At 58.5% G+C, this 17852-nt stretch carries 12 protein-coding genes, 1 tRNA gene and 1 pseudogene; 8 read left to right on the forward strand and 6 right to left on the reverse strand.

Annotated elements, in window-relative coordinates:
• Positions 1-6 precede the first annotated feature (6 nt).
• Positions 7-3891 carry an enterobactin synthase subunit F gene (locus tag HA48_RS07775; RefSeq protein ID WP_244182815.1) on the reverse strand — a complete coding sequence of 1295 codons (3885 nt, stop codon included), beginning with the start codon at positions 3889-3891 and terminating at the stop codon, positions 7-9.
• Positions 3884-5158, reverse strand: a complete 1275-nt coding sequence (gene fes / locus HA48_RS07780; protein ID WP_128600508.1) for an enterochelin esterase — start codon at positions 5156-5158, stop codon at positions 3884-3886. Before fes ends, HA48_RS07775 begins: the two co-directional genes overlap by 8 nt.
• 259 nt (positions 5159-5417) lie before the next feature.
• Here fes and HA48_RS07785 point away from each other — a divergent pair, with 259 nt between their 5' ends.
• On the forward strand, positions 5418-7688 hold the full coding sequence (locus HA48_RS07785) for a TonB-dependent siderophore receptor (protein ID WP_128600509.1): 2271 nt from the start codon (positions 5418-5420) through the stop codon (positions 7686-7688).
• 6 nt (positions 7689-7694) lie between these two features.
• Here HA48_RS07785 and pmrB read toward each other — a convergent pair whose 3' ends face one another.
• From pmrB to dacB, 3 genes are read right to left on the reverse strand one after another with little or no spacing between them, the layout of a single operon-like run.
• Complete coding sequence (gene pmrB, locus HA48_RS07790; protein WP_128600510.1) at positions 7695-8756, reverse strand: two-component system sensor histidine kinase PmrB; 1062 nt, start codon at positions 8754-8756, stop codon at positions 7695-7697.
• Positions 8753-9415 carry a two-component system response regulator PmrA gene (pmrA, locus tag HA48_RS07795; RefSeq protein ID WP_128600511.1) on the reverse strand — a complete coding sequence of 221 codons (663 nt, stop codon included), beginning with the start codon at positions 9413-9415 and terminating at the stop codon, positions 8753-8755. The genes pmrB and pmrA overlap by 4 nt, the downstream gene beginning before the upstream one ends.
• Positions 9415-10848 carry a serine-type D-Ala-D-Ala carboxypeptidase gene (gene dacB / locus HA48_RS07800; protein WP_128600518.1) on the reverse strand — a complete coding sequence of 478 codons (1434 nt, stop codon included), beginning with the start codon at positions 10846-10848 and terminating at the stop codon, positions 9415-9417. The genes pmrA and dacB overlap by 1 nt, the downstream gene beginning before the upstream one ends.
• 247 nt (positions 10849-11095) lie before the next feature.
• Between dacB and greA the strand changes: the two genes are divergently transcribed.
• The gene (gene greA, locus HA48_RS07805; protein WP_128600512.1) at positions 11096-11572 is read left to right on the forward strand and encodes a transcription elongation factor GreA; all 477 of its coding nucleotides are present in this window, start codon (positions 11096-11098) and stop codon (positions 11570-11572) included.
• Positions 11573-11700: 128 nt separating this feature from the next.
• Here the strand turns inward: greA and yhbY are convergent, their stop codons facing one another.
• Complete coding sequence (gene yhbY, locus HA48_RS07810) at positions 11701-11994, reverse strand: ribosome assembly RNA-binding protein YhbY (RefSeq protein ID WP_128600513.1); 294 nt, start codon at positions 11992-11994, stop codon at positions 11701-11703.
• A 126-nt stretch (positions 11995-12120) separates the two neighbouring features.
• On the opposite strand from yhbY, the gene rlmE reads away from it, so the two are divergent.
• The 6 genes and pseudogenes from rlmE (at position 12121) to HA48_RS07840 (ending at position 17797) form a co-directional block, all read left to right on the forward strand.
• Complete coding sequence (gene rlmE / locus HA48_RS07815) at positions 12121-12750, forward strand: 23S rRNA (uridine(2552)-2'-O)-methyltransferase RlmE (protein ID WP_128600514.1); 630 nt, start codon at positions 12121-12123, stop codon at positions 12748-12750.
• Between the two features lie 174 nt (positions 12751-12924).
• Positions 12925-14853 carry an ATP-dependent zinc metalloprotease FtsH gene (gene ftsH, locus HA48_RS07820; RefSeq protein WP_128600515.1) on the forward strand — a complete coding sequence of 643 codons (1929 nt, stop codon included), beginning with the start codon at positions 12925-12927 and terminating at the stop codon, positions 14851-14853.
• 85 nt (positions 14854-14938) lie between these two features.
• Positions 14939-15772 carry a dihydropteroate synthase gene (folP, locus tag HA48_RS07825; RefSeq protein WP_128600516.1) on the forward strand — a complete coding sequence of 278 codons (834 nt, stop codon included), beginning with the start codon at positions 14939-14941 and terminating at the stop codon, positions 15770-15772.
• Positions 15773-15777: 5 nt separating this feature from the next.
• Complete coding sequence (glmM, locus tag HA48_RS07830; protein ID WP_128600517.1) at positions 15778-17112, forward strand: phosphoglucosamine mutase; 1335 nt, start codon at positions 15778-15780, stop codon at positions 17110-17112.
• Positions 17113-17325: 213 nt separating this feature from the next.
• Positions 17326-17660: pseudogene (gene secG, locus HA48_RS07835) on the forward strand (preprotein translocase subunit SecG).
• Positions 17661-17710: 50 nt separating this feature from the next.
• A tRNA-Leu gene (locus HA48_RS07840) sits at positions 17711-17797 on the forward strand.
• Positions 17798-17852 lie beyond the last annotated feature (55 nt).

Here is a 17852-nt window from a genome sequence, read left to right on the forward strand (position 1 = left end):
CGAAACTCACCCCAGAATCTGCCGTAACAGCGGACCGATCTGCTCAAACATTCGCGGTGAAATAATCTCCACGTGCGCGCAGTCCAGCGGGTAGACCTCCAGCTCGCCCACCCAGGGCGCCCAGGCGCGGCGTGCATCCTGGCCCGGCTGCTGCGTCTGCTGCGCAAGGAACAGCGTGGCGCGCCCCGAAAAATGCGCGCTGCGTGCAGTGGCCAGCAAACGCACCGAACTGGCGTAGTTGGCTTCAATGCTGTCGAACATCGCCTGCATCTCTTCACCGGCCTGATGGCGCTGAGCCGCGATAAACTGCTCGCGCTCACGATTTACCTCATCCAGTACGGCCGGATCGAGGACGTTCTCGCCGCGCTTCTCATCCCAGTTCTGGGTCTCCGGTGGCCAGGTATCCAGCAGGCCAAGAAACGCCACTGTTTCGCCGGCCGCTTCCAGCCGTGCGGCGATGCCCTGTGCCAGCGTACCGCCGAGCGAATAGCCGAGGAAGTAGTAAGGGCCGTGCGGCTGAACCTCGCGCAGCGTGCGCAGATGTGCGTCGCACACCTCATCCAGATGCTGGCTCTGGTTCAGCGGGCCCTGCGTATCAGGTGACTGAATCCCTATCAGCGACCAGCGGGCATCAAGATAACGCTGCAGTGTGCTGAACTGCCAGGCAAAGCCGGAGGCCGGATGGAAGCAGAACAGCGTTGGGCCGCTGCCCTGACGCAGTGGCAGCAGCGCTTCAAATCCGGCCTGCTGATGGGCCTGCGCGTCGCCAAGCAGCGCCGCCAGCTTCTCTACCGTCGAGGCCACCATAATTTGCCCGACCGAGACCGGCTGCTGTAATTCACGACGCAGCTGCGCCGCTAAACGCATCGCCAGCAGCGAATGGCCGCCGAGGGCGAAAAAGTCATCCTGCGCGCTGAGGGTGTCGCGTGCCAGCAGGCGGCAAAACGCCGCAGCCAGCTGGCTCTCCAGTCCCGGATGCGGTGCGCGTCCGCAGCTGGCGCCGTGCGTCTGCGGTACGGGCAGCGCCTTGCGATCCAGCTTGCCGTTGCTGCTCAACGGGAAGGCGTCAAGCTGAACGATGGCGACCGGCACCATATGGGCCGGCAGGCGCTGTGCCAGCGCCGCGCGCAGCGCTTCGCTCTCTACCGGCTGTTGCGCAACCACGTAGCCCACCAGCTGACGGGCATCGCCCTGCGTCGTTGCATCCCCCAGCACCACCGCGTGCGTCACCGCCTGCTCAATGCCGGGCTGTGCGCACAGCACATGATCGATTTCGTTCAGCTCAATACGCTGGCCACGAATCTTCAGCTGATCGTCACTGCGGCCAAGGTATTCGACCGCGCCATTATCCAGCCAGCGCGCTACGTCGCCGGTGAGATACATGCGTTCGCCGGGGGCATACGGGTCGGCGATAAACCGGCTGGCGGTCAGCTCCGGGCGGTGCAGATAGCCGTGCGCCAGCTGAATGCCGGTCAGATAAAGGTCGCCCGCCACGCCAGGCGGCACCGGCTGCATCTGCGCATCCAGAATGCGCAGACCGGTGTTCCACACCGGGAAACCAATTGGCACACTTGGCCCTTCAACCGCTACCAGCGCTGCGCCAAACGCCGGATACCAGCTGACATCCACCGCAGCCTCGGTCGGACCATAGAGATTGTGCAGCGGCACCCGGGTCAGTTTTTCCCATTCCCGTGACAGATCGGTTGGCAGCGCCTCGCCGCTGCAGAAGACGTTGCGCAGGCTGCTACAGCTGGCGATGGTCGCCGGGCTATCCAGCGCTGCCACAAAGGCCGCCAGCATGGAGGGGACAAAGTGCGTGGTCGTCACTTTAAAGCGCGCAAACAGGTGCTGCAGCGCTTCAGGATCGCGGTGCGCCTCCGGCGGCGCCATCACCAGCCGGGCACCGACCAGCAGCGGCCAGAAGAACTCCCAGACCGAGACATCAAAGCTGCTCGGGGTTTTCTGCAGCACCACATCATCAGCCTGCAGCGGATAGCGATCCTGCATCCACAGCAGGCGGTTAACGATCGCTTCATGGCCCACCAGTACCCCTTTCGGCCGGCCGGTCGAGCCGGAGGTATAGATAATGTAGGCCGCATCCTGCGGCGTCGGCGCACTGGCAGGCTGCGGAGCATCCGTGTGGGTATAAAGGGCATCAAGGTGCAGCTGGTTTACCGCCGTAATGGCGCGGAAACGGTCGCTCAGCCGGGCGGCGGTGATCAGCGTTTTTGGTGCGGCATCATCCAACATCAGCTGTAAGCGGTCATTGGGATAGCCGGTATCAAGCGGCAGCCAGGCGGCACCCAGCGTCACAATCGCCTGTAGCGCCAGCGACAGCTGCACCGAGCGCGGCAGCGCCACGGCAACGATATCGCCACGCTGCACACCTGCGGCACTGAGATCGGCAGCCAGTGCGAACACTTGCTGTTGCATCTGCCGATAGCTTAACTGATGTGTGCTGTCCGCCAGCGCTGGCGCATCGGGCGTACGCGCCACCTGCTGTGCCAGCAGCGAGGCCAGCGTTTCTGCCGGAACCGGATGCGCAGTATGGTTGATGGCCGCCAGCTGCTGATGCTCCTGCGGCGTCAGCAGATCCAGCTCGCCCAGCGCACGCTGCGGCTGTGCGGCAAGCTGGTCCAGCAGCAGGGCGAAGCGGCTGGCGTGGCACAGCAGCGTGGCTTCGCTATAGCGGGCGGCGTTAGCCAGCAGCTCCAGCGTCAGCTCGCCCTGCTCACTGATATAGATGGCTATCTCCAGGTCGCGCACCGGGCCGGACGCCAGCTGGTGGGTAATGCCCTCAATACCGGCAAAATCCAGCTGGTAATCAAACATCTTAAGATTGATGACCGGGCCATAGAGCGGATCGCCATCGCCGAGGCGGCCGAGGTCGCGCTGCACCTGCTCAGCGTCATAACGCTGATGGCGGCGCATCCTCTTCACTTCGCCCGCCAGCTGCGCCGCCAGCACACTGAGTGGCTGAGCCGGATCGTATTCGACCGCCATAGGCAGCACGTTGATCACCGGACCGGTGGCGCACAGCGCAGCGGAGCCGATGCGGCGCATGAAGATAAAGCCTGCAGCGAAGGCGTTCTGCCCGCTGAGGCGTGCCAGCCACAGTGCTACCAGCGCAAAGGCCAGATCGGCGGCACTGGATTGCGGATGCTGGCTCACCAGCTGCCGGAAGGTGCTGTGATCGAGCGTCACGCTGTGGCGCAGCAGGTCGGTGCTGGCGCTCTGTCCGGCCAGCGGCAGCGGAGAGAGCGAGGCCGGTGGCGGCAGGGTCTGCCCTTTTGCGCGCCAGAATTCACCGTCACGCGTCCAGGCGGTGGAGTCCCGGTAGCGCTGATACTCCTCCACCACTTCGCTGAACGGAATAAACGGCGTGGGTTCGGCTTCCTGCTGCTGTACTGCCGCGCTGTAGAGGTTAGCGATGCGGCGCGTGAGCGCGGTGAAGCTAAAACCATCAACCACCAGATGGTGATAGCGTTGATACCAGAACCAGTGCTGCTCACCGAGGCGGAAGAGACAATGATGCCACAGCGGCGCACCGCTCAGTACGCGCAGATCGCCCTGCATATCGTCGCGCATCAGCGCCCGCGCCGTCGCGGCAGGATCGTGTTCGCTGCGTAGATCAACCACATCCGGCAAGCTGAATATTTGGGGCTGCGGCCACTGCAGGGGTTCGCCGTCGATCTCGCCAAACGCCATGTTCAGCGTATCGGCTTCCTGCATCCCCGCGACTATCGCCTGTGCCAGCAGGGCGCTATCAATGGCGCCGCGCAGTTCAATATAGTGCGCGACCGCATAAGCGTTAGGGTGCGGCGTAAGCTGATCGGCAATCCAGATGCCGGGCTGCGCCGCGACCAGCGGCAGGGTATGTTGGTCAATCATAGTGTCGTTCATCAGAGAGTTCGCTGTCGTTCCGGTTCACGTCGGGCGTGATGAATGAGGTGGGATTGCGCCACAAGGCTTGCAAACCGTCGAGCAGGCCACCGCGCCAGCAGAGCGCATCGTGACCGCCCTCCACCGGCTGGTAATTTACCTGATAGCCGGCTGCGGTAAGTTGTTGTTGTAATTGTTGGTTGGCCTGCAGAATCAGGCCTTCGCGCGTGCCGGCTTCCAGCCAGAAACGCAGCGGATGTGCAGGCGCCAGGCCGCTATCCAGCGCCTGAAGCAGCCAGCCATGCGGGTTGCCGCGTTCCGGCCACCAGAAGGAGCCAGACAGGCTCAGCGCGTTGCCAAAAGTTTGCGGAAAGTGCAGGGCGGCAAACACCGCCGCCAGGCCGCCGAAGCTCTGCCCGGCGACGAGCGTGCTCCCGGCATGCTGACGATAGGGCATCAGCCGGGCAATCTCTGGCAGCAGCTCCTGCTGAATGGCCTGCCAGAACTGCGGGTTACACGGCAGTTCACGGCTGCGGTGCTCGCGATCGATGATATCGATAAACAGATAGACCGCCGGCGGCAGCTTGCCGGCATCGGTCAGCTGCTGCAGCGGCCCGGCAACCGGCATCTCGCCGGCCCAGAACTGCCCGTCGAGCAGGATAGCCAGCGGACGTGAGGCGGCGTGCGCTTCGCCGGTGGCATACAGCCATACCCGGCGGCTGTTGCCCAGCAGGTCACTTACCCACTGATGCTGCAGGAGCGGAATCACAGGCGCGGTGCCGTTATCGATCGCCTGCCAGAGTTGCTGTGCCGGCGCATGGGGCAGATGCAGCGGCGAAACGCGCATGCCGCGTCCGCCCGACCAGCCGCGCAGCGTGTTGAGGGGGTCGGCCGTTGCTGTCGGGAATTTGTCGCGCCACCAGCTGCGCAGCGCGTGCATGTCGGCTTCGCCGCTAAAATCGGTCGCCTGCTCATCGGGCATCAGGCAGTAGCTGCCGCGCCAGTTAGCGGGAAGCGTGGTTTGCCAGTACCAGACATCGCTATTGGCTACGCGCATTAACGATTGCGGCGGACGACGCTGATGGTGATCGGTCACGCCGGTGATGTTGATCCATACACGCTGCGTGCGGGAGGTGGTTTCCGTACCTTGTGGATCGCGCCAGAAAAAGGTCACCAGACAGGTGCCATCCTGCTGCGGTTCAATACGGGGAATGCCTTGAGCGTGCTGTTCCTGCCACCAGGCTTCACTGCCGGTTCTGCTATTTCGCCAGGTCATAAGGCTTGCCAGTCGCCCTGTACGGGGAGATTTACATAATATTGATAAGTAATACTATTGATAATTATTTGCATTTGCAATAGGGTGACTGCGCTCAAAATGAGCACGCACGTTCCGCCTGTCGCCCTGTAAACCACAGGGGTTCAGCTAAGGATGGCCCTGCCAGGTGTGACACGTTGCGCGATAAGGACAGGGATCTTCTCACCGGCTCGCCAGTCAGACGCCTGCCGCGTTTACTGGTCATCCAGGACTGAAAACAATGAAGAATTACTCGCGGTTGTCAGTAGCTATTTTGATTGAATTGGGCCTCAGCGCCTCTCTGCTCTCCGGCAGCGCCTGGGCGGCAGACACTTCCGGCACGACCAGCAAATCCGCTTCACCGGATGCCGCATCAATGGATGGCGGCACCTTAACGGTCACCGCCCGGCAGCAGACGCTGCAGGCGCCGGGCGTGTCCACCATTACCGCTGATGAGATCAAGAAACACCCGCCAGCGCGCGACGTTTCGGAGATCATCCGCACCATGCCGGGCGTGAACCTGACCGGCAACTCCACCAGCGGCCAGCGTGGCAACAACCGCCAGATCGATATTCGCGGCATGGGGCCGGAAAACACCCTGATCATGGTGGATGGCATGCCGATCACCAGCCGCAACTCCGTGCGTCTTGGCTGGCGCGGTGAACGCGACACACGCGGCGATACCAACTGGGTGCCGCCGGAGATAATCGACCACATCGATGTGATTCGCGGTCCGGCCGCGGTGCGCTACGGTAACGGCGCGGCGGGCGGCGTGGTAAATATCATCACGAAAAAAAATAGCGATCGGCAGTGGCACGGTTCGTGGAACACCTACTACAACGTGCCGGAGCATAAAGCGGAAGGCGCGACCAAACGCACCAACTTCAGCCTTGAAGGCCCGCTGGGCGACGATTTCAATTTTCGTCTTTACGGCGGTTTAGCCAAAACTCAGGCCGATGCGTATGACATCAATCAGGGCCACGCGGCGGACCGTACCGGCAGCTACGCGGGCAGCTATCCGGCCGGGCGTGAAGGCTCCGTTAATAAAGACATCAACGCATTACTGAGCTGGGCGTTTGCGCCGATGCAGACGCTGGAGCTGCAGGCGGGCTACAGCCGCCAGGGCAACCTGTATGCCGGCGATACGCAGAACACCAATACCAATGCGCTGGTGCAGAGTCTGTATGGCGATGAAACCAACCGTTTGTATCGTCAGAACGTGTCGCTGAAGTGGACCGGTGCGTGGGATAACGGCATCAGCACCAACAACTATGCGCGTTATGAGAAAACCCGTAACTCGCGCATCAACGAGGGGCTGGCGGGGGGCACCGAAGGGATCTTCTCCAATAGCGGCTTCAACACCATCCAGCTCGACGATCTGCTGCTGCATAGCGAAATCAGCATTCCATTTGAGCTGGGCTTTAACCAGACCGCCACGCTGGGTACCGAGTGGAACCAGCAGCGGATGAAAGATCCGTCGTCCACTACGCAGGCGGCAAGCAACGGCTCGGTGCCGGGTATCGACAGCACCGGCCGCAGCCCTTACGCGAAGGCGGAAATTTTCTCCCTGTTCGCCGAAGACAACATGGAGCTGACCGACAGCACCATGCTGACGCCGAGCCTGCGCTTCGATCATCACTCTATTGTGGGCAACAACTGGAGCCCGTCGCTGAATCTCTCACAGGGGTTGGGTGACGACTTCACGCTGAAGATGGGCATTGGCCGCGCGTATAAAGCCCCAAGCCTGTACCAGACCAACCCGAACTATCTGCTGTACAGCAACGGTCAGGGCTGCGCCGCCAGTACCGGCGCCTGCTACCTGCAGGGCAACAGAGATCTTAAAGCGGAGAACAGCGTTAACAAAGAGATTGGACTTGAGTGGAAACATGAAGGTTACCAGGCCGGTCTGACCTGGTTCCGCAACGACTACCGCAACAAGATCGAAGCGGGTTACGGCCCGGTGAGCAAGGCATCAAACGGCACCACGGATATCTACAAGTGGGAGAACGTGCCAAAAGCGGTCGTGGAAGGGCTGGAGGGTACGGTCAATGTACCGTTCTCGGATAGCGTGATGTGGAATAACAACTTCACCTACATGCTGCAGAGCAAGAACAAAGAGACCGGCGATCGTCTGTCGATCATTCCTGAGTACACGCTGAACTCGACGCTGAGCTGGCAGGCAACGCAGGATCTGTCACTGCAAACGACCCTGACGTGGTACGGCACCCAGACGCCGAAGAAGTATGACTATAAAGGCCAGCCGGTGACGGGCAGCGCGACCGATAAAGTCGCGCCTTACTCGATCCTCGGCCTGAGCGGCACGTACGATATCAACAAGTACGCCAGCGTCACCCTCGGTATCGACAACCTGTTCGATAAGCGTCACTTCCGTGAAGGCAATGCACAAACCACCGGCAATGCCACTACCGGTGCTTACCTCTACGGCGCAGGGGCGAATACCTATAACGAATCAGGTCGTACTTACTACATGAGCCTCAATACGCATTTTTAAGGCGCATTAGCCATTGAGTTGAGAAGGCAATACGCAGCGGGCAATCAGTCCGCTGCGATCTTCCCGATTCACCAGCTCCAGCCGGCCGCGATGCATCTGGATAATGCGCAGCACGATGTTCAGGCCCAGTCCGCTGCCGCCGTAGCGCTGATCGCGCCGCCGGAACGCCTGCGTTAACTCCTCTGCCGCATCGGCATCAATCCCCGGCCCCTGATCCCACACTTCCACAATCACCTGCTGTTTATCCTGCTGCAGCCTGACCGTCACTTCGCTCCCTTCCGGGCTGTAGCGTGATGCATTCTCCAGCAGGTTACGTAACATCAGGCGCAGTAACACCGCTTCACCCTGCTGCGGAACATCTTCGCTGACTGGCCAGTGCACGTGTTGCTGGCGCTGCGCGCAGAGCTCGGCCATCTCAGGTTCCAGCGGCTGCATGATGTCCTGTTGCCACCGCAGCTGCTGATAGTGCCCACCGGCCAGCGCCTGTCCGGCACGCGACAGCATCAGCAGTTGCTCTACGGTATGCATAAGTTGGTCGATGCGCTCAATCAGCATGGCGCTCTGCGGGACCTGCTGCTGATGCAGTAGCTCCAGATGCAGGCGCAAACCGGCCAGCGGCGTGCGCAGCTCGTGTGCGGCATCGGCGGTAAACAGGCGCTCCTGCTGAAGCGTATGGTCGAGGCGGGAGAAGAGCTGATTAATTGATGAGGTGACAGCGACAATCTCATCCATCTCGGAGTAGACCGGCAGCGGCGTAAGATTATCGGCGGAGCGGTGCGCCAGGCTGTTCTGTAAGGATTTCAGCGGACGAATGATCCAGGTAATCGCCCAGAAGGAGAGCAGTAGCGTCAGGCAGACCATCACCAGCGAAGGCAGCAGCAGTGAGGCGATAGCTTCGCGGATCTCATTCTCAACGCGATCGTTACGCGCCTGTGCTGAGAGGGTTTCGTTGACCAGAAAGCTAATCTGCTCGCGGCTCTCGTGCCACAGCCAGATGGCGCTCATCACCTGGCAGGTGAGGAGAATCAGCGCCAGCATAATCAGTAACCGCTGACGCATGCTGTTCATTCGCGCAGCTCCAGCCGGTAGCCAACGCCGCGCACGGTTTTGATGCGATCTTTCCCCAGCTTGCGGCGCAGATTATGGATGTGCACTTCTAAGGTATTGGAGCCGGGATCGTCGTTCCAGCTATAGAGATCCTGCTGCAGCGTTTCACGGTGCACGTTCTGCCCGACGCGCATCAGCAGGCGCGTCAGCAGCGCGAACTCTTTGGGGGTGATCTCCAGCGGCCGGTTCTCCAGCAAAACCTGTTGTGAGCTGAGGTTGAGCGTCAGATCGCCCTGTTGCAGCAGGTTGTCGCTGTGGCCCTGATAGCGACGAATCAGCGCCCGCGCGCGCGCCTGTAGCTCAGCCAGCGCAAAGGGTTTCACCAGATAGTCGTCCGCGCCGGCGTCCAGTCCGCTCACGCGATCTTCTAAAGCATCGCGTGCGGTCAGAATCAGCACCGGGATGGCGATGCCGTCGCGCCGCCATTGACGCAGCAACGCCGCGCCATCGCGATCCGGCAGGCCAAGATCCAGCACGATCAAGCTGTACTGCCCGCTGCGCAACAGCGCCTCGCTCTCAGCTGCCGTACTGGCGCAGTCCACCGCATAGCCTTGCCCGCTTAACGCCTGCATCAGGCCGGACTGCAGCAGCGCATCATCTTCAACAATCAACAGTTTCATTAGTTGTTTTTGTTAATGTCCGTGTAGAGGCGGCTCTCAAAGCGCACCAGCGGAATACGACGCGTTTTCTGATCTTCTGGCGGCACAGCATAGCCGGAGAGGAACTGGACAAAGGCTACACGCGCGCCGCTCGACGTTGTAATGAACCCAGCCAGATTATAGACGCCCTGCAGTGAACCGGTTTTGGCTGAGACTTTGCCATCCAGCCCGGCTTCGTGCAGCCCGCCGCGATACTGCAGCGTGCCGTCATAACCGCCCAGCGGCAGCATCGAGATGTAGTTAAGGGTTGCATCGTTTTTCGCGATGTACTGCAGCACCTGCATCATAGTGTCTGGCGAAATCAAATCATGGCGCGACAGGCCCGATCCATCAACCTGAATGCTGTTACCGAGATCGACCCCGGCTTTTTCGCGCAGTATGCGGCGCACCGCATCGGAACCGGCGCGGAATGTCCCCGGCACATTGAAGTAGTGATGGCCAATAGTGCGGAAAACGGTATCGGCAATCATGTTGTCCGATTTTTTCAGCATGGTATGGAGCAGGTTATGCAGCGGTGCGGATTGGGTGGAGGCCAGCACCGTGCCGGGTGAGGTGACCTGCGCCTGGCGCACCAGGTGCCCGCTGTAATCAATATCGGCGTCCCGCAGCTGGGCTTTAAGGATCTCACCGGCCCAGGCGGCGCCATCCTGCACGGCAAAGGCCAGCGGCAGCGGTTCGGCACGCTGGCGCATACAGCCGGTCAGCGTGTAGCGATTGAGTTCACCGGGGACGACATCCAGCTCGCAGTACTGTCCGTCGCCGCTGTTGCGGGCCAGGGTGCGCACCTGGCTGAACATGTGCGCCGGATAGTAGGAGGCGATGCGGACAAACGCATTTTCGCCCGGTGTATTGGCGCTGTAGAGCGAAACCGAGAAACAGTTTTTATCTACAATTGCCGCGCCTGGCGGTGCGCTAAAGCACTGCGTCAGATCGTTCCAAGGCCAGCCGGGCGCCATATCGTGGCTGGCAAAGACCGAAGTATCGATCACCAGATTGCCTTTGATATGCGTGATGCCCTGCTTCTTTAGCGCCGCGACCATATTGCGCAGATCCTGGCGGCTTAAGGTGGGATCGCCGCCAAAACGCGCCACCAGATCGCCATTCAGCGTGCCGTCGCTGACCGCGCCTTTGGTCTCCAGCGTGGTCTGGAAGCGGAAGTCCGGCCCCAGCTCCAGCAGGGCCGCCAGCGCAGTGATCACCTTCATGGTACTGGCCGGCAACGCCATCTGTTTGCCGTGATAGTCGATTATCGGGGTTGATGCGCCCACTTTCTGTACCATCAGCGCCAGGTTTGCGCCGTCTGGCAAATACTGCATGTATTCTTCAACGGGAGCTGCTTGTGCCTGCAGCATAAACGCACAGGTTAATCCGGTAACAAGTCGTGAAAATCGCATAATCTCGCGGTAACTGACGGGTGAAGGCGTCAATACTACGTCCCCGGACGGTGCAAAGTAAACGATGACCCACAGGGAACTCTGGGGTAAAATACGTATCAAAATGCAAAACCGAACCTGACCCGGAAAGCTTTCCGGGTCAGGCTTCTTTTGCTTGTGAAAAGAGGTTACGCGCCGCAGAAGCTGTTTTCTGCTGTCACCGGTCAGGATGACGCCGTTACCCAGGATAGATGACGAGGAGCCAAAAATGAATCAGATTCCGATGACGTTGAAAGGCGCTGAGAAGCTGCGTGAAGAGCTGAACGAACTGAAAACCGTGAAGCGTCCACGCATCATCGCCTCCATCGCCGACGCCCGCGAGCACGGCGACCTGAAAGAGAATGCGGAGTACCATGCTGCACGTGAAGAGCAGGGATTCTGCGAAGGGCGTATTCAGGAGATTGAAGCCAAACTCTCTAATGCGCAGGTGATCGATGTTACCGCTATGCCGAAGACCGGCCGCGTGATTTTTGGCGCGACGGTGACGGTACTGAACGTCGATACCGACGAAGAGTTCACCTACCGCATCGTAGGTGATGACGAAGCGGACTTTAAGCAAAACCTGATCTCAGTGAATTCACCGATGGCGCGCGGTCTGGTTGGAAAAGAGGCGGATGATGTGGCTATCGTTAAAACGCCGGGCGGCGACGTCGAGTATGAAGTGCTGAAAGTGGAATACATCTAAGATATTGCTACGCTTTGAAATAGATCGCGGCATATTGTAAAGAAAGGAAAAAGGCCGCGCTGCGGCCTTTTATCCCATGCGGGAGCATGGCACTTTCTCTGCCCGTTAAATCCGCTTGCGCGGTTCGGTTAACGTGGCAGAGTAATTTTGCGCTCTTTGGCAGGACGATACAGCACCAGCATATTGCCGATAACCTGCACGTTGCTCGCGTTGGTTTCACGCACAATTGCTTCGACGATCAGCAACTTAGTTTCACGATCTTCCGCGGCAATTTTTACCTTGATCAATTCGTGATGCTCGAGCGCCAGTTCGATCTCGGCGAGCACGCCTTCGGTCAGGCCATTGCCACCGATCATGACAACCGGTTTCAGGGGATGGGCGAGGGCTTTCAGGTGCTGTTTTTGTTTGGTACTCAGATTCATCGTATTATTTGCTTACTCAGGGATTGAAAACGGTTCATTCTACCGCCATCTCGAGTGTATCGCCAAATCAACGCGACCCAATGCGTGCTGATTTATCGCTACGATGACGATTTAACTGGAAATATTATGACGGGTAAAAAGCGTTCGGCCAGTTCCAGTCGCTGGCTTCAGGAACACTTTAGCGATAAATATGTGCTCCAGGCACAGAAAAAAGGGTTGCGTTCGCGCGCCTGGTTTAAACTTGATGAAATTCAGCAGGGTGACAAGCTCTTCAAACCCGGCATGACCGTTGTCGATTTGGGCGCTGCGCCGGGCGGCTGGTCACAATATGTGGTACAACAGATTGGATCAAGTGGTCGTGTTATTGCCTGCGATCTGCTGCCGATGGATCCGATTGTCGGCGTGGACTTTATGCAGGGTGACTTCCGCGATGAAGCCGTGCTGAAAGCCTTACTGGAGCGCGTAGGCGACCAGAAAGTGCAGGTTGTGATGTCGGATATGGCCCCGAACATGAGCGGTACCCCCGCGGTTGATATTCCACGCTCAATGTATTTAGTTGAACTGGCGCTGGAAATGTGTCGGGATGTACTGGCACCAGGCGGCAGTTTTGTAGTGAAAGTGTTTCAGGGAGATGGCTTCGATGAATACCTGCGGGAAATTCGCTCCCTGTTTACGAAAGTGAAAATTCGTAAGCCGGACGCTTCGCGATTACGTTCGCGCGAAGTGTACATTGTGGCGACAGGGCGCAAACTATAGCCACATTGTCGGGATCAAAGCAAGGCGACCAATGCGTGAACGCTGCGGACTCATTCTGAGTTTCAGGGTAAACAAGTAAAATCATCAGCGCCGCGATTCCAGACATGAAGGATATATAGTACCCTACGCTGTCTGTTAACACCGTTGTAATATGAGGTTAATCCCTTGAGTGACATGGCGAAAAACCTGATTCTCTGGTTAGTCATCGCGGTCGTGCTGATGTCTGTCTTCCAGAGCTTTGGGCCCAGCGAGTCGAATGGCCGTAGGGTTGATTATTCAACCTTCCTGTCGGAAGTGAACCAGGATCAGGTCCGCGAGGCACGTATTAACGGGCGTGAGATTAACGTTGTCAAAAAAGACAGTAACAAATACACGACCTACATTCCTGTCAACGATCCCAAGTTACTCGATAACCTGTTGACCAAAAACGTTAAAGTCGTTGGCGAACCACCAGAAGAGCCAAGCCTGCTGGCTTCAATCTTCATCTCCTGGTTCCCGATGCTGCTGTTGATTGGTGTATGGATCTTCTTTATGCGGCAGATGCAGGGCGGCGGCGGTAAGGGCGCGATGTCCTTCGGCAAGAGTAAAGCCCGCATGCTGACCGAAGACCAGATCAAAACCACGTTTGCCGACGTCGCTGGCTGTGATGAAGCGAAAGAGGAAGTGGGTGAGCTGGTTGAATATCTGCGCGAACCGAGCCGTTTCCAGAAGCTGGGCGGTAAGATTCCGAAAGGCGTGCTGATGGTGGGCCCGCCGGGAACCGGTAAAACGCTGCTGGCGAAAGCGATCGCCGGCGAAGCGAAAGTGCCGTTCTTTACCATCTCTGGTTCTGACTTCGTTGAGATGTTCGTGGGTGTGGGCGCATCACGTGTGCGTGACATGTTCGAGCAGGCGAAGAAAGCGGCTCCGTGCATCATCTTCATCGATGAGATCGATGCGGTGGGGCGTCAGCGTGGCGCCGGTTTAGGCGGTGGTCACGATGAGCGTGAGCAGACCCTGAACCAGATGCTGGTGGAGATGGATGGCTTCGAAGGTAATGAAGGCATTATCGTCATCGCCGCGACGAACCGTCCGGACGTGCTTGACCCGGCGCTACTGCGTCCAGGCCGTTTTGACCGTCAGGTTGTGGTTGGCCTGCCAGATGTCCGTGGCCGCGAACAGATCCTGAAAGTGCATATGCGTCGCGTGCCGCTGGCTACCGACATTGATGCGGCGATCATCGCGCGTGGTACCCCGGGCTTCTCCGGTGCGGACCTGGCGAACCTGGTCAACGAAGCTGCACTGTTTGCCGCGCGCGGTAACAAGCGTGTGGTCTCGATGGTAGAGTTCGAAAAAGCGAAAGATAAAATCATGATGGGTGCGGAACGTCGCTCCATGGTGATGACAGAAGCGCAGAAAGAGTCCACCGCGTATCACGAAGCGGGCCACGCGATTATTGGTCGTCTGGTGCCGGAGCACGATCCGGTGCACAAAGTGACAATTATTCCTCGCGGCCGCGCGCTGGGTGTAACCTTCTTCCTGCCTGAGGGCGACGCTATCAGCGCCAGCCGTCAGAAGCTGGAGAGCCAGATTTCAACGCTTTATGGCGGTCGTCTGGCTGAAGAGATCATCTACGGCGTCGAGCACGTGTCTACCGGTGCTTCCAACGACATCAAAGTGGCGACCAATCTGGCGCGTAACATGGTGACGCAGTGGGGCTTCTCGGAGAAACTGGGTCCGCTGCTGTATGCAGAAGAGGACGGCGAGGTGTTCCTCGGCCGCTCGGTGGCGAAAGCCAAGCATATGTCAGATGAAACGGCACGCATCATCGATCAGGAAGTTAAACACCTTATCGATAGCAACTATCAGCGTGCACGTAAGATTCTGGGTGAGAACATGGACATCCTTCACGCGATGAAAGACGCGCTGATGAAGTATGAAACCATTGATGCACCGCAGATCGATGACCTGATGGCGCGTCGCGAAGTGCGTCCGCCAGCTGGCTGGGAAGATCCAGGCAGCAACAACTCTGACAGTAACGGCACGCCAAAGGCGCCGCGTCCGGTTGATGAACCGCGCACGCCGAACCCGGGCAATACGATGTCGGAACAGTTCGATAAATAAGAGGTTTTCACCTCAATAAAAACCCCGGCCGGTCCGGGGTTTTTTACATTTCACTATCCAGTAATTTATCAGGGAGATGCCCGCCATGAAGTTGTACGCCCGTGATTCCCATCTCGATCTGTCGTTTCCCCATGTGATGGGTATTTTGAATGTCACGCCGGACTCCTTCTCCGATGGTGGAAGCCACAACACGCTGGTCGACGCGCTGACGCACACCAATGAGATGGTGAATGCCGGGGCGACCATTATTGATGTGGGAGGTGAGTCAACGCGACCGGGCGCAGAGGAAGTGAGCGTTGAAGAGGAGCTGGCGCGGGTTATTCCGGTAGTGGAAGCGATAGCCCAACGTTTTGAAGTGTGGATCTCGGTTGATACGTCCAAAGCTGCGGTGATTCGCGAAGCCGCGCGAGTGGGCGCTCACATCATTAACGATATCCGATCGCTTGCCGAGCCGGGCGCCTTAGAGGCGGCTGCAGAAAGCGGATTACCGGTGTGCCTGATGCACATGCAGGGTGAGCCGCGCACAATGCAGCAGGCACCCCAATATCAGGATATCGTGACTGAAGTGGATGCTTACTTCGCAGCGCAGATTGCACGCTGTGAAGCGGCCGGTATCAAAAAAGATAATCTGCTGCTCGACCCAGGCTTCGGTTTCGGTAAAAATCTCAGCCACAATTATGAACTGCTGGCCCGATTAAGCCATTTCCATCATCACGGCTTACCGCTGCTGGTAGGGATGTCGCGTAAATCAATGATTGGGCAGTTGTTAAACGTCGGCCCGGCACAGCGCCTGACCGGAAGCCTGAGCTGCGCGGTCATTGCTGCGATGCAGGGCGCACAAATCATTCGCGTGCATGATGTAAAAGAGACCGTTGAGGCGATGCGCATCGTTGAGGCGACACGGAGAGCAAAAGGATAACAGGCATGAGTGAGCGTAAATATTTCGGTACAGATGGTATTCGCGGCAAAGTCGGCGAAGCGCCAATCACCCCGGATTTTGTTCTGAAGCTGGGTTTTGCCGCCGGGAAAGTGCTGGCACGTTCTGGCTCCAGAAAAGTATTGATTGGTAAAGATACGCGTATCTCTGGCTATATGCTCGAGTCGGCGCTGGAGGCGGGCCTGGCCGCGGCGGGTCTGTCAGCTGCGTTTACCGGTCCGATGCCGACGCCGGCCATTGCTTACCTGACGCGCACCTTCCGTGCCGAAGCGGGTATTGTGATCTCGGCCTCGCACAATCCGTTCGATGATAATGGCATCAAATTCTTCTCCGCAGAGGGCACCAAGCTGCCGGATGACGTAGAGGCCGCCATTGAGCTGGAGCTGGAGAAGCCGCTGACCTGCGTGGAGTCATCGGAACTCGGCCGCGCCAGCCGTATCGTCGACGCAGCAGGCCGCTATATCGAGTTCTGCAAAGGCACATTCCCGGGCGAACTGAGCCTGAACGGTCTGAAAATTGTGGTGGATTGCGCGAACGGCGCAACCTATCACATTGCGCCGAATGTGCTGCGTGAGCTGGGTGCCAGCGTGATCGCGATTGGCGTGCAGCCCGATGGCATGAACATCAATAAAGAGTGCGGCGCAACCGATCTGCGTCAGCTGCAGCAGCGCGTGCTGGCAGAAAAAGCCGATCTGGGCCTGGCCTACGACGGCGATGGCGACCGCATCATGATGGTTGACCATCTTGGCCAGAAAGTGGATGGCGATCAGATTCTGTATATCATTGCGCGCGAAGCGCTGCGTCAGGGCCAGCTGCGCGGCGGCGTCGTCGGTACGCTGATGAGTAACATGGGTCTGGAGCTGGCGCTGAAACAGCTGGGGATTCCGTTTACCCGCGCCAAAGTGGGCGACCGCTACGTGCTGGAGAAGATGCAGGAGAAGGGCTGGCGCATGGGGGCGGAGAACTCCGGCCATGTGATCCTGCTGGATAAAATCAGCACCGGTGATGGCATCGTGGCAAGTTTGCAAGTGCTTACTGCAATTGTGCGTAACCACATGAGCCTGCACGACCTGTGCAGCGGCATGAAGATGCTGCCGCAGGTACTGGTCAATGTGCGCTTCAGCGGCAGCCATGATCCGCTGGAGAGCGAGGCGGTGAAATCGGCCGCTGCCGAAGCGGAAAAAACGCTGGCCGGGCGCGGGCGCGTCCTGTTGCGTAAATCTGGCACCGAGCCGCTGATTCGCGTGATGGTTGAGGGTGAAGAGGCGGAGCAGGTGAACGCGCTGGCCCACAGAATCGCTGACGCAGTGAAAGCGGTTTAACATTATACGGGCGGTAAGATCACCTCTTTCCGCCTGTAAAATCACCGTGATGGCGCTTTTTTCTCCAATCGAAAACTTCGCGCAAATTGCACTTGCAGAGGTATGCGCCATTGGTTAGTATTCACACCCGCTTCTGATGGGTGATGACGATAATCCCCGTCAATATTGGTGAAGCTTTAACTGTGCGGATGCGCGCAAGGAAACAGGTTGATTATGTACGAAGCTCTGTTAGTTGTTTTCCTTATTGTAGCGATTGGCCTTGTTGGTCTGATCATGCTGCAGCAAGGCAAAGGCGCTGATATGGGAGCCTCATTCGGTGCAGGCGCTTCTGGTACGCTGTTCGGTTCAAACGGGTCTGGCAACTTTATGACTCGCATGACTGCGGTACTGGCTACGCTGTTCTTCATTATCAGTCTGATTCTTGGCAATCTGAACAGTAACAAGACTTCCAAAGGAAGCGAGTGGGAAAACCTCACTGCGCCAGCTCAGTCTGAACAGCAGACTCAGCCAGCTAAACCGCTACGCCGGGCAATGATATCCCGCAGTAATATCGTCAACGCTTGTAGTGCGACAGTGCAACGTCGCCGTCCAGTGCAGTACCGAGGTGGTGAAATTGGTAGACACGCTACCTTGAGGTGGTAGTGCTCGAAAGGGCTTACGGGTTCAAGTCCCGTCCTCGGTACCAAATCTCAGTTTAACTTGCGTTTTTCGCAAGATCGGCGTAATATTCGCCACGTTTT

The organism is Pantoea wallisii, from assembly GCF_002095485.1.
Lineage (GTDB): Bacteria > Pseudomonadota > Gammaproteobacteria > Enterobacterales > Enterobacteriaceae > Pantoea > Pantoea wallisii.

What these genes read in the sequence shown, in the direction of transcription:
- pmrB (WP_128600510.1), bottom strand. Translation starts at nt 8,756, where the DNA reads ATGAACAGCATGCGTCAGCGGTTACTGATTATGCTGGCGCTGATTCTC.
- dacB (WP_128600518.1), bottom strand. Translation starts at nt 10,848, where the DNA reads ATGCGATTTTCACGACTTGTTACCGGATTAACCTGTGCGTTTATGCTG.
- folP (WP_128600516.1), top strand. Translation starts at nt 14,939, where the DNA reads ATGAAGTTGTACGCCCGTGATTCCCATCTCGATCTGTCGTTTCCCCAT.
- HA48_RS07785 (WP_128600509.1), top strand. Translation starts at nt 5,418, where the DNA reads ATGAAGAATTACTCGCGGTTGTCAGTAGCTATTTTGATTGAATTGGGC.
- HA48_RS07775 (WP_244182815.1), bottom strand. Translation starts at nt 3,891, where the DNA reads ATGATTGACCAACATACCCTGCCGCTGGTCGCGGCGCAGCCCGGCATC.
- yhbY (WP_128600513.1), bottom strand. Translation starts at nt 11,994, where the DNA reads ATGAATCTGAGTACCAAACAAAAACAGCACCTGAAAGCCCTCGCCCAT.
- greA (WP_128600512.1), top strand. Translation starts at nt 11,096, where the DNA reads ATGAATCAGATTCCGATGACGTTGAAAGGCGCTGAGAAGCTGCGTGAA.
- ftsH (WP_128600515.1), top strand. Translation starts at nt 12,925, where the DNA reads ATGGCGAAAAACCTGATTCTCTGGTTAGTCATCGCGGTCGTGCTGATG.
- fes (WP_128600508.1), bottom strand. Translation starts at nt 5,158, where the DNA reads ATGACCTGGCGAAATAGCAGAACCGGCAGTGAAGCCTGGTGGCAGGAA.
- pmrA (WP_128600511.1), bottom strand. Translation starts at nt 9,415, where the DNA reads ATGAAACTGTTGATTGTTGAAGATGATGCGCTGCTGCAGTCCGGCCTG.
- glmM (WP_128600517.1), top strand. Translation starts at nt 15,778, where the DNA reads ATGAGTGAGCGTAAATATTTCGGTACAGATGGTATTCGCGGCAAAGTC.
- rlmE (WP_128600514.1), top strand. Translation starts at nt 12,121, where the DNA reads ATGACGGGTAAAAAGCGTTCGGCCAGTTCCAGTCGCTGGCTTCAGGAA.